Genomic DNA, 18,777 nt, shown 5'->3' with positions numbered 1-18,777 from the left:
TGGGTACAGATTGCCGCCGGTTCATCCGTGCGGGCGGATTGGCCGGGTCCCGGGGGCATCTCGGGGACCGGTTCCGCATGTGGCCCCCCGGTCCGCACAGGGCGTGATGTCGGTGCAGGTCAGGGGGGCTTTTTCTGGCCGTTTCATGCCACAGGAATATGTCGGGCGACTGGACCGGGGGGTTGCGCACGGGGGGCGTATTCCTTCGGAACGGCCCCGGGGGGACGGTCTTGCGGCCATGATGGTGCTCATGGCGGGCCTGGAGGGTGTGGATCGGCCGCGACCGCACAGTGGTGCGACAGCGGCGCGCTGTAAGCCGGTATTCGAGGACGAACAGGCTTTCAAGGCGCTGGAGTTGTTCGGGAACCCGGCGGAGGGCGAGGTCCGGCTGCCGTCCCGGCCGGAGTCCGCGGCGACCGCCCGGCGGCTCACCTCCTGCGTGGTGCTGCGGCAGTGGGCGCTCTCCCCGCAGATCGCCGAGTACGCCGTGCTGCTCGTCTCCGAGCTGGTCGGCAACGCGGTACGGCACACCGGCGCCCGGGTCTTCGGGCTGCGGATGATGCGCCGCCGGGGCTGGGTCCGGATCGAGGTGCGCGACCCCTCGCGCGGGCTGCCCTGTCTGATGCCGGTCCAGGAGATGGATGTGAGCGGGCGGGGGCTCTTCCTCGTCGACAAGCTCTCCGACCGCTGGGGCGTGGATCTGCTGCCGCGCGGCAAGACCACCTGGTTCGAGATGCGGATCTCCGACCGCTGACCCGGCCGGGGCGTCCTCCCGGTTCCGGCGACCCGCCCCCGGACGCACCGCAGCCCCCGGGATCCGCCGTGGTGCGGCGCTGCGGGGGCTGCTGTGTGGGGACCGTGAAATGGGGGGTGTGTTCACGGCCGCTGGTGACGACCGGGCTCGGGTCATGCGGTCGTGGTACCGACTATGGCAGACGGGCGACCTCTCCACCAAAAGTGCAAATAGCCCATTGGTGGACATAGAAGGACATTCGCCGGAAGAATCGTAGGTGGCATGGGTCACTTGCCTGCAAAATCATGAATATCTATGGGGTTGAGTGAATGATTCCTCTGCTTCACCCATATGCCCATAATGTCATCTTCTTCTTGTTCCGCGCCTAGCGTGGCTGAACATGAACGCCTCCGACACTCCGGTGCCCCGCCGCGGCGCGCTGCGCGCGGGAGCGGGGGCCGTCCTCGCCGGTGCCCTCGCCGCCGGATGCGCGGACCATGACACCGCCGCCCGCGGGGCCGTCCCCCGGGCGGACCCGGCGAGCCCGGGGAACCCCGCCGGGGCCGCCCGCTCCCCGTCCCCGCACCCCGCGCCCGGACCGCGCCGCTTCCCCGGCCTGCCGGTCCAGATCGACCACGGCCCGCGCGACCGCCCCCGGGTCGCGCTCACCTTCCACGGCCAGGGCGACCCGGCCATCGCCCGCGCCCTGCTCACCGAGGCCGAACGCGCCCACGCCCGGATCACCGTCCTCGCCGTCGGCACCTGGCTCGACGAACACCCCGAGCTGGCCCGGCGCATCCTCGACGGCGGCCACGAACTCGGCAACCACACCCAGCACCACATCGACATCTCCACGAGGGACGAGGCCGGGGCGTACGCCGAGATCGACGACTGCGCCCGGCGGCTGCGCCGGCTCACCGGCTCCATCGGCACCTGGTTCCGGCCCTCGCGGGCCCGGGACGCCACCCCGCTCGTCCAGCGGCTCGCCGCCCGGGCGGGCTACCCGCACGTCCTCTCGTACGACGTGGACTCCCTCGACTTCACCTCCCCCGGCGCCGCGTCCGTCACCCGCAAGGTGACCGGGGAGATCCGCAACGGATCGGTGGTGAGCCTGCATTTCGGCTACGCGGACACGGTCGCCGCGCTGCCCCTCCTCCTCACCGAAATCGACCGCCGCGGACTGCGTGCGGTGACGACCACGGAGTTGCTGACCTGATGCCTCCCACCACCAAGCGCACCGCGGCCCTGCTCGGGGGCGTGCTGCTGGCCGTACTCACCGGCTGCACCGCCTCCGGCGGCCCGAGCAACGTCCAGGCCGTCGGCAGCGAGGCCGCCGATCCGCCCACCGGGTCCGCCCACGACCGGTCGGCCGTGCCGCCCGGGCTCCCCGGGATGCCCCCGGTGCTCGACACCAAGGACGTCTACTCGGCCGACCGGGGCGAACTCTCGCCGGTGGTCAAGGACTTCCCGGCCCGGATCTACGTCCCCAACACCAACTCCGACACGGTGACCGTGATCGACCCCGCCACGTACAAGGTCATTCGAACGATCAAGGTCGGCCGGCAGCCGCAGCACGTCGTGCCGTCCTGGGACCTGAAGACCCTCTGGGTCAACAACGACCTCGGGGACAGCCTCACGGCCATCGACCCGGCCACCGGGAAGACCGGCCGCACCGTACCGGTCTCCGACCCGTACAACCTCTACTTCACCCCGGACGGCAAGTACGCCGTGGTGATGGCCTCGATGGACAAGCAACTGGTCTTCCGCGACGCCCACACCATGAAGACGGTCAAGGCCGTCCCGGTCGACTGCGAGGGCGTCAACCACGCCGACTTCACCACCGACGGCCGCTACTTCATCGTCTCCTGCGAGTTCTCCGGCGAACTCCTCAAGGTCGACACCGCCGCGCAGAAGGTCGTCGCCCAGCAGAAACTGCCGCTCAAGGGGGCGATGCCGCAGGACGTCAAACTGTCGCCGGACGGCAGCACCTTCTACATCGCGGACATGATGGCCGACGGGGTCTGGGTGCTGGACGGGAAGAAGTTCACCACCCCGAAGCTGCTGCCCACCGGCAAGGGCGCCCACGGCCTCTACGTCAGCCGCGACTCCAAGGAGATGTACATCTCCAACCGGGGCGAGGGCTCCGTCTCCGTCTTCGACTTCGCCGGCCGCAAGCTGGTGAAGAAGTGGCACCTGCCCGGCGGCGGCAGCCCCGACATGGGCGGGGTGTCGGCCGACGGCAAGGTCCTCTGGCTGAGCGGCCGTTACAACGCCGAGGTGTACGCGATCGACACCGCCACCGGCAAACAGCTCGCCCGCATCCCGGTCGGCAGCGGCCCGCACGGACTGGCCGTCTACCCGCAGCCCGGCCGGTACTCGCTCGGCCACACCGGGGTCTTCCGCTGACGGAGCGGCCCGGGGCCCGGCCGGCCGCTCACCGTGCGACCAGCAGGGCCTCCGAGCCCACCGGCCGGTACCCCGCCGCCTGGAAGGTCCGCACACTGCGGGCGTTCCCGGGCGACTGCTGGGCCCACACCACCGCGTCCGGCACCAGGTGCCGGGCCGCCCGTGCCAGCCGTACGCCCAGCCCCCGGCCGCGTGCCTCCTCGTCCACCTCGACGGCGGTCTCCCAGCGGCCCGCGACGCCCCGGCCGAGGACCACCACCCCGCCGTCGGCCGCCCAGACCCGTACGCCGTCGCGGTACTCCAGCGCCCGCGCCACCCTCGGGTGCTCCGGGTCCTCGATCTCCCGCAGCGCGATCTCCGGCTCCCCGGGCAGCGCACCGGCGACCGTCAGCAGGTCGATGGTGTTCATGTGACGGCCGGTACGGGCCAGCAGGGCACCCAGGAAGTGCGGGTTCATCGTCGCGGCGAGCGGGTCGCCGGGGGTGCCGGCCAGCACGGAGCGCACCCAGCCGGGGTCCTCGTCGAGGAAGACCACCGAATGCGCGGTGAACGCCAGCACGCCCGCGTCCCGGGCGCCGGGCTGCCGCACCACCGTCGTCCCGCCGTCCGCCGGCGGGAACCGCCCCTGTGCCGCGTCCGCCAGAATCCGCGCCAGCGCGCCGTCCACCCGTACCCCCCGCTCTCGATCGTCCCTCGACCCTAACCCGTGCGGGAGCGGCGGTACGGGGGCCAGCCGCGCAGCTCGTCGTCGCGCGGGGCCCGGACCAGGCGCGGTTCGCCGGGGCCGAAGGCCATCACCGGTCGTGAGGCGTCCCAGGCGGGCCAGCCGGGGTCGCCGGTGCAGGCGAACGCCACCCACGCGGCGTGCATCGCGGCGGCCAGCTCCCGGGGCGCGTCGGCCCCGGCCAGTGCCACCGCGTCCGGCCGGTCCAGGGTGTCGAAGACGAAGGCGATCTCCAGCGCGTGACAGGCCCCGAGCCCCAGCACCGGCGACGGCCAGCCGAACTCGTAGAGCCGGGTGGTCCCCGCCGCCCCGGCCCGGGCGTCGGCCAGCCGGTTCAGCGGGACCCGCAGCAGCAGGTCGGTGGCGAGCGCGCCGAGCAGCTCGCCCGGGGTGGCCCCCGGCCGGTTCGCCCGGTACGTGCGCACGGTGGCGCCCGGCACCCGGAACCTCCGGCGGGCGAGCCCGAGCCCGAGGGCGGAGATCCGTTCGGTCAGCCCGCTGGGGACGAACCAGAGCCGGTACTCCTCGGTGGTCGACCCCATCAGCAGGTCGACGCCGGCCGAGGCGCCGTCCAGCAGCGCCGCCAGCGGATCGCGGGGCAGCAGTTCGCCGTCCACCACCAGCTGGAAGGAGTGGCCGCCGGTCAGCGGGGAGCCGCCCGCGGTGACCGCGGTCTGCGCGTCCAGCAGGGCACGCGGAGGGACCTCGGCCAGCGCCCCGGCCGTCGCCGCCACCCCGAGCCGCCGGGCGATGAGCTCCGTGGTGCGGCGGGCCGCCCGGCCCGGCGGCAGCGCACCCGGCGCACCGCTCTGCAGCACCGCCCGCCGGAACAGCCCCCCGGCCCCCGGCGCCGCCAGCAGCGCGCCGATGCTGACCGCCCCGGCGGACTCCCCGCACACCGTCACCAGGCCGGGATCGCCGCCGAATCCCGCGATGTTCTCCCGCACCCAGGTCAGCGCGGCGATCTGGTCGAGCAGCCCCCGGTTGGCGGGCGCGTCCGGGAACACCCCGAAACCCTCCACACCGAGCCGGTAGTTGACCGAGACCAGCACCACCCCGTCCCGGGCGAACGCCGTCCCGTCGTACAGCTCCACGGCGGAGGAGCCGTGCAGCAGCGCCCCGCCGTGGATCCAGACGATCACCGGCAGCCGGTCGCGGCCCGGGGACGGCGTCCACACATTGAGGTTGAGGCAGCCGTCGCCCGGCACCCCGGGGTCCGGCAGCAGCCGGTCCAGCGGCGGGGCGTACGGCCGTTTGGGTGCGGTCGGCCCGAACGCCACGGCCTCCCGCACCCCCTCCCACGGCTCGGGCGGCGCGGGCGCCCCGAACCGCAGGGGGCCGACCGGCGGGGCGGCGTACGGGATGCCGCGGAAGACGGCGACCCCCTGTTCCCAGACGCCGCGCACCCTCCCGTGGGTGGTGGCGGCCAGGGGCGGTGCCCCGGACGGCGGGGCGGATATCGCGGCGGGTACGGCGTCCATGCGGCCAGCCCTTCCTCGGCTCCGAGGCGCCGGGGGCCTGCGCCTTCGCGCCTCTTCGGTTCTGCGGCGCCTCATCGGGGCCGATGACCGATATGTACCCGCTTTCGGGCCGGGGGACCGGGGAAGGGGCGGCGGATCAGGCCGCGAAGTGCTCCGACAGGGACTCGCGGTCGTCGATCTCGACGAGATCGGGGCGGGTGTAGCGCTCCGCCCGCGCGTGGTAGTCGAAGTCCCCGCGGACCAGGCCCCGGTAGTCCCGCGCGCACCGCTCCAGCGCGGTCCGGGTCTGCCCCTCGATGCCGGCCGCCCCGATCTCCTCTAACAGCTCCCGCTCCGCGCTGCGCACCCGCCGGGCGATCCGGGCGAGCTCGGCGCCCGCCTCGTCGACGGCCTCCTGGAGCGAGCAGCCGCGCTCGCGCTGGATGAGGGCCACCGCGTTGTGCCCGTAGCCGAGCAGCGCCTCCTTCTCGAAGGAGCAGATGTCGTTGCAGAGCCCGGAGTGGTCGGTGACGGCGTGGCGCAGCGCGATGTACGAGGGGAGGCTCCGGGCCGACTCGGGCAGGTCGATCCCGGCGGTGATCTCGTGGAGGTCGAGGAAGGGCTGCATGGCCACCGACTCCCGGCGGTGCGTGATGTATTCGGCGCGGCTGGGGACATGCCCGGTGGCCCGGTCCACGGCCTCCGCGTAATAGGTCCACAGCCAGGAGACGGTGTCCCGGCGGAACTGCCGGATCCAGTGCGCCGGGCGGTCCCGGTACGTCCGGCTCCGCAGCTCGGCCAGGGACCGCTCCATGGCGCCGCGCGGCTCCTCGCCGTCGAGGACGGCCACCAGCCGGTCGATCGCCGGCTCGCACAGGCGCGGATCCCGCCCGGCGGGCCCGTCGTCGAACTCGTCGTCGACGAGGAACGCCCAGAAGAGCCACTGGCAGAAGAGGTCGAGATGGTGCTGTGGGGCGGTGGGGAAGATCAGGGAGATCCAGAGCTCGGGCCTGGTCCGGATCATCTTCTTCCGGGCCGCGGGGGATAGGGAGAGATCATGGGAGTCCGCCCATTCCCACACGGCCTCCCTGGTCCGTGCGATCCCTGGATTGCAGCCGGCGCTCGGGAACGGCATATGAAAATCCGGCAGCGCGATCTGGCTCATTGATACCCCTCGTCAAAACGGTTCGGATGCGCGGGCGCATGGGTATCCGGCCGGATTCGATTGCGCCGATCGGGTGAGTCCCCCGGGTCGGGCGGTTCGCGTCCACCGGGCGCGGGCGCAGGCGCGGGGCCAGATGCGTCGTGCGGGACGGGACGGACACTTCCTGCTCACTCTCCTTCGCCGGAAGCCGGGGGCGTCGGGGCCGGGCCCAGGGGCCCGTGGTGGTGTCCGCCCTCGGTGCGGGGCGGCGACATCACCATGCGTCACACCTAGTCAACCCCCTGTACCGGTCATAGGGAAGGCATTTGTGACCGAAAGTGCTTGATCGTCGGGAACAAGTGCCCATCTTTTGATCAGCTATTGAGCCCTTGTCGCGTTCCCGGTCCGGGACGGCACGTCCGCGTCCGCGGGCGCGGGTCGCGCGTACGGACACGGCGACGGCCCCGTCCGGTGGGTCCGGTACGGGGCCGTTCGGAGGCGGGGCCCCGGGGCGGTGCGCGCGCTCAGGCCGCGCCGCCCCGCTTCACGCGCCCTTCAGATGCCGCATCAGCCGCTCGAACTCCTGCCAGCCCGACAGGTCGGAGGGGTCACCCGGGAACGGATAGTAGAGCGCCGGACGGGACTTCGGGCCGAGCTGCACCGGCGGCTGCGCCAGCGGGGTGCGCCGGGCGCGGTCGCCCGGCATCTCGCGGACCTCCTCCGCGCCGAGCACGAAGGCCAGCGGCACCCCCGGCCCCTCGAAGTGCGGTGGCACCGCCAGGTCCCGGCGGGCTCGGCGGAGCTGGACCAGCATCGACTGGAGGTGATGGCGGGTCACCAGCGCCTCCGCCACCTTCTCCAACGCCTCCACCGGGGGTTCCTCGTCCCGCCCGTAGCCGAACGCGAGGGTGACGTCCTCCTCCACGCCCGCCTTCGTCCGGCTGATCCGCACCGTGGCCAGCCCCGGCCGGTCCGGGGAGCCGACCACCACGAACCAGGTCGGTTCGGGCGCCCGGTCGAAGGCGACATCGGTCAACCTGCGCAGCGACCACGGCAGGTTGGCAGGTTCGGAGGTGCCCCACCCGGCCGGCGGCTGCCCCGTCAGCTCCTGCCACACCGTCTCCAGGGCCCCGCCCAGCACCAGCCGGTCGTCGGCCGGGTGGACCGTGCGGTACGAGATCGCCAGCTGCCGCTCGCCGCCGTCCACGATCCGCCGGTAGGCGTCGGCCACCGGCGTGCGCGGGTCGTCGGGGGTGGCGTCGGGCGACTCGACGGTGGCGAACAGCCCGTTCTGCCACCGCAGTACGGCGCCGGACAGACCGTCGTAGTAGCCGTCCTTCTCGTCCTGCACCACCCAGCGGGAGGGCCAGCCGCTCAGGCTGTTGCGGACCGCGGGGGAGAGGGTGGTGCCGGGCGAGGTGACGATCTGGAGGCCCAGCTCCGCGTTGGCGGCGGCCCGGAACGCGTCCGACAGCCAGGCCGTCATGGCGATCACCGGACGGTCCTGGATGATGACGGCCACCTTGTCGGTGAGCACGTCGACGGCGGGCTGCGCGGCGGCGGGCGTGGGCGCCACGCTCACCTGGTCGGTCTTCACCACAGCGACGGAACGGGCGGCCTCCGGCGGCCAGGCGGACCCCTCCGCCAGCAGCGCCACCCGGGCCGCGAAGGTGCCCGCGAGCGCCTCGGCCTCCGCGACGCCCGTCGTCGCCCGCGCCTCCGTCCACCAGAACGGGACCGGCGGCGCGGTCGCCCCGAGCAGCCGCTCCGCCTCGCCCGCCACCTGCACCAGCAGCGGCGCCTCGATCGAGACCAGCGGCCGGCCCTGGTCGTCGCAGAGCTGCACGACGGCCTCCTCGCCGGCCGTCCCCACCAGCTTGTCCGGGCCGCCCGCAAGTAGTGCGGCGAGCACCGTCAGCGGATCGGGCATGCGCGAGGTGAGGGCGATGACGTCCTTGGTCATGTGGTCGGCCGTTCCTTCTTCGTCCGGGGTGCGGAAGCGCGGTGGGGCGGCCCGGGATACGGGCCGCCCCCGGTGCGTCACTCCGCGGTGTACACGGTCTGGATCAGGCGGTGGGGCTGGCCCCTGCGGATGAACACCCCGCGCCCCGGCGGCTGCTGGGACGCGTACACGCCGGGGAAGAGCTGGCCCTCGCTGCGGTCGCCCGCCATCAGGAGCGCCGACGCCCCCGACTCGCGCAGCCCCAGCACCAGCGGGTCGTACATGCCGCGCGAGGCACCCGCCACCCGCCGGGTCAGCACGAAGTGCAGCCCGATGTCGACGGCGGAGGGGATGTACGGCAGGAACGGCTCCAGCGGCGACTGCCCGGCCGTGGTCAGCACGTCGTAGTCGTCGACCAGGATCACGATCCGCGGACCGCTGCCCCAGCTGCCGGGCTCCAGGTCCTCGGTGTCCGTCCGCTCGTCCGGCAGCCGCTTCTCCAGCTCGGTCGCGATCCCGGCGGACAGCCCGGCGCACATCTTCGGGTTGTACGCGTACCCGCCGCGGAACTCCTCCGGGATCGCGCCGCGCAGCCCGCGCCGCGGGTCCATGACGGCGAAGACCAGCTCCTCCTCGCCGTACCGCTCGATCAACCCCTGCGCCACGGTCTTCAGCAGGTTCGTCTTGCCACACTCGCTGTCGCCGAGGATCAACAGGTGCTGGTCGTGGTGGAACAGGTCGAGCAGCGCGGGCGCCAGCGCCGTCTGGTCCAGGCCGATCGGCACCCGCTTGGGCTCGGCGACCGGGCCGGGCAGCAGCCGCGGCTCCAGCAGGTGCGGCAGGACCCGCACCGGCTGGGCGACCTCGCCGCTCCAGGTGGCCCGGACGGTACGGGCGGTGTGCTCCAGCACCGAGCCCAGGTCCGACGCGTCCCCCAGCCCGTCCGTACGCGGTAGCGCGACCTGGGCGAAGAGCTTGCCGTCGGTGAGGATGCGGCCCGGCTCGTCCGGCGACAGGGTCTGCGCCAGCTTCCGGTCGATGCTCGACTCGCTCGGGTCGTTCAGCCGCAGCTCCACCCGGGTGCCGAAGTTCGACTGGGTGGCGATGCGCACGTCGTTCCAGCGGAGCATGCCCGCCACCACGTGGATGCCGTAGCCGCCCCCGCGCTTGAGGATGTCCACGACCGCGTCGTCCAGCTCGTCGAAGTCGTCGCGCAGCGCCCCGAAACCGTCGATGACCAGCACGATCTCCGCGGACGCCAGCTGCGGCAGCCGGCCCGCCGCGTGCAGCGAACGCAGCTGCTCCACCGAGTCGATGCCGTGCTCGCGGAAGAGGTCCTCGCGGACCGCGAGCATCCCGCGCACCTCCTCGACGGTGCGCCCGGCCCGTTCCCGGTCCGCGCGGCCCGCGACGCCGCCGACGTGCGGCAGCCCGGAGACCGCCTGGAGCCCGCCGCCGACCAGGTCGAGCCCGTAGACACCGACCTCCTGCGGGGTGTGGGTCAGCGCCAGGGAGAGCGCCAGGGTGCGCAGCAGCGTCGTCTTGCCGGACTGCGGACCGCCGATGACCGCGGCGTGGCCGCCCGCCACCGTGAGGTCCAGGTACCACTCGCCCTGCCACTGCCGGGTCGGGTCGTCGAGCAGCCCGAGCGGCACCTGGAGCGGGCCGCGCCGCTTCGCCAGCTGCATCCCGCGCGGCCCCACGTCCAGCGGCCCCGCCACCCGGTCCAGGGCGACGGCCTGCGGCAGCGGCGGCAGCCAGATCCGGCGCACCGGACCGGCCGCCTCGCGCAGCTGGTCGACGACGACACCCATCTCGGTCGGCCCGGTCTCCCGGCGCCGCACCTTCGGCTCCTCCTCCGCGCGCTCCGGCTCGGCCAGGGTGTTGAACGCCTCGTACTCCAGGGCGAGCGGACCGGTGTCCTCCTCCTGGTCGCGCTGGACCGGGCCCCGGTACGCGCCGGAGACATAGCTCGCCTTGAACCGCTCGTAGTGGCTGGTGTCGACCTTCAGATAGCCGAAACCGGGCAGCGGCGGCAGATGGAAGGCGTCCGTGGTGTCCAGGACCGTCCGCGACTCGTCGGCGGAGAACGTCCGCAGCCCGAGCCGGTACGACAGATAGGTGTCCAGGCCCTTGAGCTTGCCGCCCTCGATGCGCTGGCTGGACAGCAGCAGATGCACCCCGATGGAGCGGCCGATCCGGCCGATGGAGAGGAACAGGTCGATGAAGTCCGGCTTTGCGGTGAGGAGTTCCCCGAATTCGTCGATCACCACGAAGAGGTGCGGCAGCGGGTCCAGATCGGGCCGCCGCTCCGCGCGCAGCGCCGCGTAGTGGCCGATGTCCGCGACGTTCCCCGCGTCCTTCAGCACCTGCTGGCGGCGCTTGACCTCACCGGCGAGCGAGGCGTGCACCCGCTCGACCAGCCCCGCCTGGTTCTCCAGGTTGGTGATCACCCCGGCCACGTGCGGCAGTTCGGCGAACGGGGCGAAGGTCGCACCGCCCTTGTAGTCGACCAGGACCAGCGCCAGGTCCTCCGGCGGATGGGTGGCCACCAGCGCCAGGACCAGGGTGCGCAGCAGCTCCGACTTGCCGGAACCGGTGGCCCCGACACAGAGCCCGTGCGGGCCCATGCCCAGCTCGGAGGACTCCTTCAGGTCCAGCAGCACCGGCTGGTGGGAGTCGCTGATACCGATCGGCACCCGCAGGAAGGCACGTTCGCCGCGCGGCGCCCACAGGTACGACAGGTCGAGCTGCGCCACGTCGTCGATGCCGAGCAGATCCGCGAAGTCGACCGGACCGGACAGCGGCGCGTCCACCATCGACTCCGCGGACAGCCGCATCGGCGCCAGCATCCGGGCGAACCCCTCGGCGAACGGGATGGACACCTCGTCCACCGTGCCGTGCGCGCTGATCGGCTCCTGCTCGCGCAGGTCCTCGATGACGACCGCGTCGCCGTCCACGGTGATCCGGACGCTGACGTGCCCCGGCTCCTGGACCCGGTGCTCCAGCAGGTGCAGCACGGTGACGCCCATCTCGCGCAGCCCGACCGCGTCGTCCGGCCGCGGCAGCTCCACCGCGTCCTCGCCGTGCCCGTCGGTCACGACGAGCAGCCGGGAGGTCATGGCCAGCGCGTCCTTGCCGGACAGCCCGCGCCGCACCTCCGCCGCGTACGAGGCCCGGCGGCGCAGCTCCGCACCGATCTGACGGGCCAGCTGCGGCGCCGACGGGGCGATCCGCCGGGCGGCGACCGGCCCGTCGAACTGGTCCGGGTCCAGCAGATGCGGCATCCACTTGGCCCACTCCCACTCCGCCAGCCGGTCGCCCGGCACCGCGAGCGCCATCGCCACGTCGTCCGGGGCGTGCGTGGCGGCGGTCTGCACGAGCAGGGCGCGCGCGACGCGCAGCCCGTCCTCGCGCGGCCCGATGACGCTGATGTTGCCGACCCGGTCCAGCGGGACGGTCAGCGGGAGCTCGGTCCCGGTGCGGAACCGGTCCATCAGCGCGGACGCCTCGTTGAGCATGAAGGTGTCGGGCGGCGACAGGACCGACGAACCCTGCTGCGCGACGGTCAGGTCACGGACCGGCATCTCGCCCGTGCCGACCCGCACCCGCAGGAAGTCGCCGTCCGTCCGGCGCCGCTCCCAGAGCCGGGCCGGGTCGCGGACTATGTCGTACAGGGCGTGCGGCGGCGGGTTGAGGACGGCGGCCCGCTCGGCCCGCTCGCGCTCCTCGACGGACAGCTTCTCGCGCAGGTCCTCCAGGTACGCCAGATACGCCTCGCGCTGGGTGCGGCGGGTGCGCTGCGCCTTGCCGCGCTGCGAGAAGACCAGCGTGAGGGAGCCGATCACGGTGACGACGAGGATGATCGCCCCGAGCCCGGCGAACTGGCTGTTGCGCACCACCGTCATCATCACGACGGAGGACATCACCCCGGCGACGGGCAACAGCGACATGGCGATGTTGCCCGACTTGCCCTCGGGCAGGTTCGGCGGCGCCTCGATGGTGCGCGCCTCGGAGGCGGCCGGCGGCCGGGTGGTCCGGGCCGGGCGGTGGATCAGTCGGGTACTCATCGTCGTCCGTCACTCGGGGTCGGGCGGGGCATCGGTGGGATCGGGCCGGCCGGCGGCCAGGCGGTCAGTGGTACTGCTGCGACAGCCGGAACACGTCGGCGGCGAGCCGGGTGGCCGCCTCCCGCGTCGTGTGCGCCAGCAGCTCGGTACGGATCTCCCCGCCGGCCGCCAGATGCCGGTCGTACGGCAGGATCTGGACGCTCGCACCGGTGGCCGTCAGCTTCTGGGCGGCCTGGTCGAGGTCGAGCCCGGAGTGCGGCACCAGCTCGCTGAGCACCACGACCGTCCCGGCGATCACCTGCCGGGGCAGCGACTGCATCCACGTCAGGACCGCGTACGTGCTGGTGATGCCCTCCAGCGTGGCGGGGGCGGTCAGCACCCGGGCCTGCGCGGCGGAGAGCGCGACCCGGGCGACCTCGGCGGGCAGCGTCTCGCAGTCGACGACCGTGACGCCGAAGTAGCGGCGCAGCGACACCATCACCCGCTCGTACGCCCGGCTGTCCAGCATCGCGCCGATCTGGCCCTGACTGCCGGGCAGCAGCCAGGCGTTGCCCGGGAGCTGCACCAGATAGCCGGTGATGTCCAGCAGCGACATCTGCGGCTCGATGATCCCCGCCAGGTCGCCGGTGGTCCACCGCAGCGACTCGGCGCCCAGCCGCAGTGGCAGCGAGCCGAGCGCCGGGTCGGCCTCGACGAGGAGCACCGGGTCCTGCCGGTAGTGCGCGTACGTGGCGCCCAGCAGGGCGGCCACCGTCGTCTTGCCCGCGCCGCCCCGGATGGACGTCACGGCGATCTGCCGGCCGGTGGTCACCGGCTGCTGGAGCGTCTCGGCGGTGGCGGTGGTCCGGGCCACCTCGCGCGCCGCCGAGGAGGACACGCTCACCCGCAGCGCCCGCGCGGCCCGCGCGGCGAACGGCTCCCCGCGCCGCGCCTTCCGCCCGACCCCGGCCAGCCCCCGGTCCACCACGGGCCGGGAGTCGGGGGCGCGGTGGGGCGCACGGGTGGAGGGGGTGTACTCGGCGAGCGGCTGCTGTTGTGGTTGCGGCTGGTGGGGCTGGGGTTGTGCCTGGGGCTGGGGTTGCTGGTGCGGGGGCTGAGCGACGACCGGGGCGGCCACCACGTGCTGCTCCTGGTACCCGGGGTGCTGCTGGTACTGCTCCTGCTGTGCGGCGTACTGGGCGTACTGCTCCTGCTGTGCGGCGTACTGCGCGTACTGCTCCTGCTGTGCCGCGTACTCGGCCTGCTGCTGCGGCACGCCGTACGCCTGCTGCTGCGCGGGCACGGCATAGGGCTGCTGCTGTCCCTGCGCGGGGGCGGCGTACCCCTGGTCCTGCTCGGGAGCCGCGTACCCCTGGGCCTCGGGGCCCCGCGCGTTCTCCTGGGCGGCGCCGTTCCTCATGGCGCGCAGCACATCGCCCTGCCAGTTTTCTTCGTTCGGCATGTCGGCCCTTCTCTTGCGCCCCGCTGCCCCGCCCGGAGCACCTGCGCGTCGACTCAGAACTTGTTGAGCAGCTGTCCGTACACGCCGAACACACCGACGGCCAGCGGGAAGAGCCCCACCACACCGATGGATTCGACCAGGTCGGCCATCCGTCGCAGCCGGACCTGCACATGCTCGGGCGGCTGCACCGCCAGGACGAGCAACGGCAGCACCGAGGCCACCACCAGCAGGGCGAGCGGCCCGGCACCTCCGGCGTGTTCCGTCCACAGCACCACCAGACGCACGGTCAGGACGGCCGCGGCGGCGAAGAGCGCCACGACCTCGGCGACCAGCGGGAAGGCCCGCGCCCGGGAGAGCAGCACCAGCGCCACCAGCGAGGGCAGCGCCACGGTCCACACGGACGGCTTGTCCGCCAGGGTGAGCAGCCAGCCACCGGCCGCCGCGGAGACTGCGGTGACCACCGTCGCCAGGGCGAGACCCCGGTGGGTGGCGGCCAGCGCGTTGCCCACCTGGTGGCGGCTGACGGAAGTACCGGCGGAGCGGCGGTCGTCGAGCGCGGTGAGCCCGGACGCCGCCAGCGCCAGCCGGGGCAGCAGCCCCAGCAGGACGACGGAGAAGACGGCCATCACGGCACCGAGCCGGGCCAGGTCGTCCTGGACGGCGGCGACCGCCTCCCACACCAGCGTGATCGCGGTGATGGCGGCGGCCCCGATGAGCCCGCCCCGGCCCAACGGGGAGAAGTAGCCGAGCAGCACCAGCGTCAGGACCAGCGCGGCGGCCACGGCGGCCAGCCGCGCGGTCCCCGGCCAGTCGTACGCGTCCGCGGCGGTCCAGGCGGCGAGCACCCCGACGCTGCCGGAGCCCAGCAGCAGCGCGGTCGCCAGCCCCCGGTTGCCCTGCCCGATCTTCGCGATGAGCGCACCGGCCGCCATCAGGAGGAGCGTGACGACGGCGAGCACGCCGGTCAGCGCGTCCAGGGCGAACTCGCGCCGGGCGAGCAGCGCGGCGACCACCGCGAAGGCCACCGACCCGACACCCGCGCTCGTCCGCCGCGCGGAGGGACGCCAGCGCCAGGTCTGCAGATCGAGGTCGTCGGCGACCAGATCGGTGACGTCGTGCACGACCGGCGCCGGGGGAGCGGAGTGGGCCCGCACCAGCCGGAGCACCGCACCGTCCGCGATGCCCACCGAGGACAGCGTGGAGTCGTGCGGGAGCGCGGAGCCGTCCGAGGTGATCAACTGCCGGGTCATCGGCCGCGCGGCGGCCCGGTCGTCCAGCAATTGGAGGATGTCCGGCAGCAGTTGCCCGATCGGGGTGTCGGACGGCAGGACGATATCGGCCCGGCGCCGCTCACCGACCAGAGTCACCCGGCTGAGCTGCGCTCGGGAAGTCGTTGCTGTGCTCACCACTTTACGGGAACCTATCATCGCGACGTTGTGAGGAGTCGGGCGCCGTGTGCCGATGCCACCGGCGCCTTTCGATCCCCGATCACGGGGAAATCCTCATGGAATTCTGGAGAGTTGCCGACCTATTGGGGATTCTTCGTCGATTCCCCGGTCTTATCCGGTTGCGCCGTTTTCGCCGGCTGCTGGTACTGCTGTTCCTGACGCTGCTGCTTCTGCTGTTCGGCCTTCTGCTTCTCCAGCATGTTCTGGACGAAGGACCATCCCACACACCCCGCGCACAGCACGGCGGCGATGGCGATCCCTGCGAACACCTTTCCCAGCCGCTCGTCGGCGGTACGCCGGGCCCGTTGCGCGCCGAACAGCAGCGCGTCACGCATCCTGCGCCGGCGTACCGCCACCGACTCCAGGAGTTGGCTGTCGTAATCCCGTGCCATTCGTCTCGTCGTCCGTTGCCTCGGTCGTGCGTCGCCTCGGTCGTGCGTCGCTTCGGTCGTACGCGGTGCCGGCCCCGGTCGTCCGGTCGGCGGCACACTACGGGAATCCCCCTGATTGACTCCTGAAACATAGAGCATGCGCGAGGGGCGGTACAGCCGGGGCCGAACCGTGGGCACCCCTCGCGAACGGCCTTCCGCGCACGTCAGGAAGGAGCCTGCGGGCTGCCCGTCACCGCTTCGTACCAGGCGCACAACGACTCGGCCACGGCATCGAGCAGACCGCTCGCCGCCGCCTGCGCGATCGTCCCGTCGGCGAACCGCTCCCCGCGCACCACGGCCGTGGCCGCCCGTACCGCGTCGGCCGGAGCGAGCCGTCCCCCGGCGGGTACGGCCGGCGGCGGATTGCGCATCCACAGATAGGAGAGGGTCACGGCGCCGACCCCGGACAGCGCGCGGACCAGCCGCAGCAGGGGTGTGCCGTGGACCGGGTGGCCGATCCGCAGGGTGCCGTCCGGCTGCCGGCCGCTCCCGGACCACCGCACCTCGCGGTCCGCGTCCGCGAGCCCGGCGTGCGCCGCCGCCAGCTCCCGCCACGCGTCGGCGTTCTCCCGGTCGAGCCCGGCCAGCAGCCGCCGGTCGTCGCCCGCGGTGACGGCACTGGTCAGCCCCTTGAGCGCCTCCAGGGACGGGGCCGCGCCCGGCAGACCGGGCACGATCCGGCCGACGTCCCCCGGCGCGGGCCCGCCCGCCGCCCCGGCGAGCGCAGCCGAGGGCGCCAGCCCGCGCGCCTTGGCGTCCGCGAACCACGAGGCCCAGGCGAGCCCCGCCCGGTCCCCGGCCGCGTCCCCGGCGGGCCGCAGCAGCCAGCCGGCGGCATCGTCCGCGTCGGCACCCCAGGGGTAGCCCATGACCTCGCCCTCGTCGTCGACGACGGTGAGGTACCGGACGGGACCGTCGGTCGTACTGCGGTAGCGCACCGCGTCAGCCCTGTTCACCCGCACTCGTTCCTGCCTCGGATTCCTGCTCAGGACCATTCCGGCCGTCGGACGGCTGTGGGCCGGTGAGTTGCTTCGCCGGTCCCACCGCACGAGGTCCGGTGCGGGACCGTCAGCCCCCGGTCACCATCTCCTTGAACTCGGCGAGCGACGGGGACTCGGACCGTGAGCCGGGCACGACACCGCTGCCCCGGATGTCACTCGTGTCCCGGACCAGCTCGGCGAGCAGGGCGGTGGGGGCGATCCCGCGGGCCTTCGCGTCCCTGAGCTTCCTGAGCCATGCGGCTCCAGCGTTGATCGCGGCGGCCCCCAGCCCCTGCGGTGTCACCCAGCCGGCGGCGTCGTCCTCGTCATTGGCCCACACGTAGCCGATCACCCCGCCGTCATCGTCGGCGATCTGCACGTACTGCACGGGGCCCTGCGCGACGCGGTTGTAGCGGGGAGGTCCGGCGACCCGCTTGAGCTGCATGTCTTCCTCGAAGCGAGGATTGGGACGCTCTTCTCTGGTCATGAACTCTTCCTCTGTCACTTCGGCAGGATCTCGCCGTACACCTGGGCCTGCCCGGCCTCGTCCACGAAGACCCGGGTCACCCGGTACTCCGAGCCGCGCCCGAGAAGGATCTCACGCTCGGTCACGCCGTAATGGCTGACCTTCTCCAGCCACAGAGCGGGCGTCCCCTTCGGGACGCGCAGGTGGAGGATGGCGTCCTTCCCCGCGAAGCTGGGCACGGGATGGTTGCCGAGCGAGGTGGACAGATAGCCCTCGTCACCGAACGTGCCGCCCATCATTTCGAGGGGCGAGTCGAGGTCCAGGTGTCCGATGCCCGTACCGCGCACCACCATGACGTCCTCCGGCACCGGACGGGTCGACATCACCCGGTCCATCTCGGCGATGTCGTGCAGCACCTCCGGCCTGGGGCCGTAGTAGGGATCGTTCCGCAGGTAGCCGTTCATGTCCTTGTACGAGGGGAACGAGTCGCCCGTGTAGTCGCGCAGTGCCTGCTGCGCGGAGGGGTCCAGGTTGTCGACGTAGTCGTTCCAGTAGTCCCGGCCGTACTGGACCGCGTCGAAGTCGTCGGCGAACGGCACGGTGCCGTCCGTGAGTTCGGCTGCGGCCACCCGGTGCTTCTCGGCGGTGGAGAGGGCGTCGAAATCGGCTTCCGACACATGCGGCCGGTACGTGAAGTCGTCGCCCGCGCCGCCGTGCGCCGCGCCGCCCGGGCCGTTGTGGGCGCCGGGCGGGGTGGTGGCGTCGTCGGCGCCGTGGACGAGGTCGTCGGGGGTGCCGTGCGGGTCGGGGTGGCCGCCGGGGGTTCCGTGGTCGCCGGTGTGCGCCGCGTCGTCGGTGTGGCCGGCCGCGTCGTCCGCGTGCCCGCCGTGCCCGTTGTCGTGCCCGCCGTTGTGCGGTCCGTCGTTGTGCGGGCCTCCGCCGGAGGGGCCGTCCTGTCCGTGCGCGCCGGGGCCGTCGTGGGACGTGGCGTGCGGGGTGTCCGGCGTGTGCGGGGTGCCGGGCAGATCGTGGCCGGGGGCGTGGAACCCGTTCGGCGGCAGGTTGTGCCCGGGGGCGGTGGGGAAGTGGTCGGTGGGGACGTGGCTGGTGACGCCGCCCGGGACGTGGTTCCCCGGGCTGTACGAGGCGTTGTCGAATCCGCCGCCGGGAACGTGATTGCCGCCCGGGACGTGGCTCCCGGGGCCGTACGAGGCGTTGTCGAATCCGCCGCCGGGCGGGTACGACGGCATGTCGGGGATGCCGTGCCCCGCGTGCACGCCCGCCGGGACGGGCTGCTGGAGCTGCCAGGACTTCGGCAGGCCCGAGGTGCCCGGGACCGTTTCGTGCGGGATCGGAGTCGTCTCGACCACGCCGTTCGGGGCGACCAGGTTGCCGTTCGGTTCCAGGAGTCGCCCGTCGGGCAACTGCACCGATCCATCCGGGAGTTTGGGGATCTCGATGTTGGAGATGCCCTTGAGGCCCTTGGTGATGTCACCGATCTTGGAGAGTCCGGAGCCGGCGCCCTTGGCGAT

General features: G+C 73.0%; 14 protein-coding genes. 3 read left to right on the top strand and 11 right to left on the bottom strand.

The genetic code is table 11. From position 1 onward, the window contains the following. The first annotated feature begins 238 nt into the window (after positions 1–238). The 3 genes from ACWC97_RS04915 to ACWC97_RS04905 all read left to right on the top strand — a co-directional run bounded on the left by ACWC97_RS04915 (position 239) and on the right by ACWC97_RS04905 (position 3,139). Positions 239–754 carry an ATP-binding protein gene (locus tag ACWC97_RS04915; protein WP_352277322.1) on the top strand — a complete coding sequence of 172 codons (516 nt, stop codon included), beginning with the start codon at positions 239–241 and terminating at the stop codon, positions 752–754. 379 nt (positions 755–1,133) lie between these two features. Next, positions 1,134–1,949 carry a polysaccharide deacetylase family protein gene (locus tag ACWC97_RS04910; RefSeq protein WP_352277324.1) on the top strand — a complete coding sequence of 272 codons (816 nt, stop codon included), beginning with the start codon at positions 1,134–1,136 and terminating at the stop codon, positions 1,947–1,949. After that, positions 1,949–3,139: a YVTN family beta-propeller repeat protein gene (locus ACWC97_RS04905; protein ID WP_352277325.1), complete on the top strand. Its 1,191-nt coding sequence runs from the start codon at positions 1,949–1,951 to the stop codon at positions 3,137–3,139. The genes ACWC97_RS04910 and ACWC97_RS04905 overlap by 1 nt, the downstream gene beginning before the upstream one ends. A gap of 28 nt (positions 3,140–3,167) precedes the next feature. Here the strand turns inward: ACWC97_RS04905 and ACWC97_RS04900 are convergent, their stop codons facing one another. The 11 genes from ACWC97_RS04900 to ACWC97_RS04850 form a co-directional block, all read right to left on the bottom strand. Continuing rightward, positions 3,168–3,806: a GNAT family N-acetyltransferase gene (locus tag ACWC97_RS04900; protein ID WP_352277327.1), complete on the bottom strand. Its 639-nt coding sequence runs from the start codon at positions 3,804–3,806 to the stop codon at positions 3,168–3,170. A 32-nt stretch (positions 3,807–3,838) separates the two neighbouring features. After that, the gene (locus ACWC97_RS04895; protein WP_450647494.1) at positions 3,839–5,344 is read right to left on the bottom strand and encodes a carboxylesterase/lipase family protein; all 1,506 of its coding nucleotides are present in this window, start codon (positions 5,342–5,344) and stop codon (positions 3,839–3,841) included. 136 nt (positions 5,345–5,480) lie between these two features. Continuing rightward, positions 5,481–6,347 carry a terpene synthase family protein gene (locus ACWC97_RS04890; protein WP_450647492.1) on the bottom strand — a complete coding sequence of 289 codons (867 nt, stop codon included), beginning with the start codon at positions 6,345–6,347 and terminating at the stop codon, positions 5,481–5,483. Between the two features lie 664 nt (positions 6,348–7,011). Then, positions 7,012–8,430 carry a DUF6177 family protein gene (locus ACWC97_RS04885; protein WP_352277330.1) on the bottom strand — a complete coding sequence of 473 codons (1,419 nt, stop codon included), beginning with the start codon at positions 8,428–8,430 and terminating at the stop codon, positions 7,012–7,014. A 77-nt stretch (positions 8,431–8,507) separates the two neighbouring features. Then, a complete protein-coding gene (gene eccCa, locus ACWC97_RS04880; RefSeq protein WP_352277331.1) occupies positions 8,508–12,479 on the bottom strand; it encodes a type VII secretion protein EccCa in 3,972 nt (1,323 codons plus the stop codon). A gap of 64 nt (positions 12,480–12,543) precedes the next feature. After that, positions 12,544–13,920, bottom strand: a complete 1,377-nt coding sequence (locus ACWC97_RS04875; protein WP_450647489.1) for a MinD/ParA family ATP-binding protein — start codon at positions 13,918–13,920, stop codon at positions 12,544–12,546. Positions 13,921–13,973: 53 nt separating this feature from the next. After that, positions 13,974–15,347, bottom strand: coding sequence for a type VII secretion integral membrane protein EccD (gene eccD / locus ACWC97_RS04870; RefSeq protein WP_392280740.1), 1,374 nt, complete (start codon positions 15,345–15,347; stop codon positions 13,974–13,976). 101 nt (positions 15,348–15,448) lie between these two features. Continuing rightward, positions 15,449–15,703 carry a hypothetical protein gene (locus ACWC97_RS04865; RefSeq protein ID WP_277426097.1) on the bottom strand — a complete coding sequence of 85 codons (255 nt, stop codon included), beginning with the start codon at positions 15,701–15,703 and terminating at the stop codon, positions 15,449–15,451. Positions 15,704–15,963: 260 nt separating this feature from the next. Further along, positions 15,964–16,755, bottom strand: coding sequence for a DUF6508 domain-containing protein (locus ACWC97_RS04860; RefSeq protein ID WP_450647487.1), 792 nt, complete (start codon positions 16,753–16,755; stop codon positions 15,964–15,966). Between the two features lie 112 nt (positions 16,756–16,867). Further along, positions 16,868–17,266 (bottom strand): hypothetical protein, encoded by a 399-nt coding sequence (locus ACWC97_RS04855; RefSeq protein ID WP_450647485.1) that lies wholly within the window; start codon positions 17,264–17,266, stop codon positions 16,868–16,870. A gap of 14 nt (positions 17,267–17,280) precedes the next feature. Then, a partial coding sequence (locus ACWC97_RS04850) for an ADP-ribosyltransferase (RefSeq protein WP_450647483.1) occupies positions 17,281–18,777 on the bottom strand: 1,497 nt, incomplete at its 5' end.

The organism is Streptomyces sp. NPDC001108 (assembly GCF_053598535.1).
The sequence above is the reverse complement of the archived record's forward strand: the minus strand, read 5'-3'. Positions and strand labels throughout refer to the sequence as shown.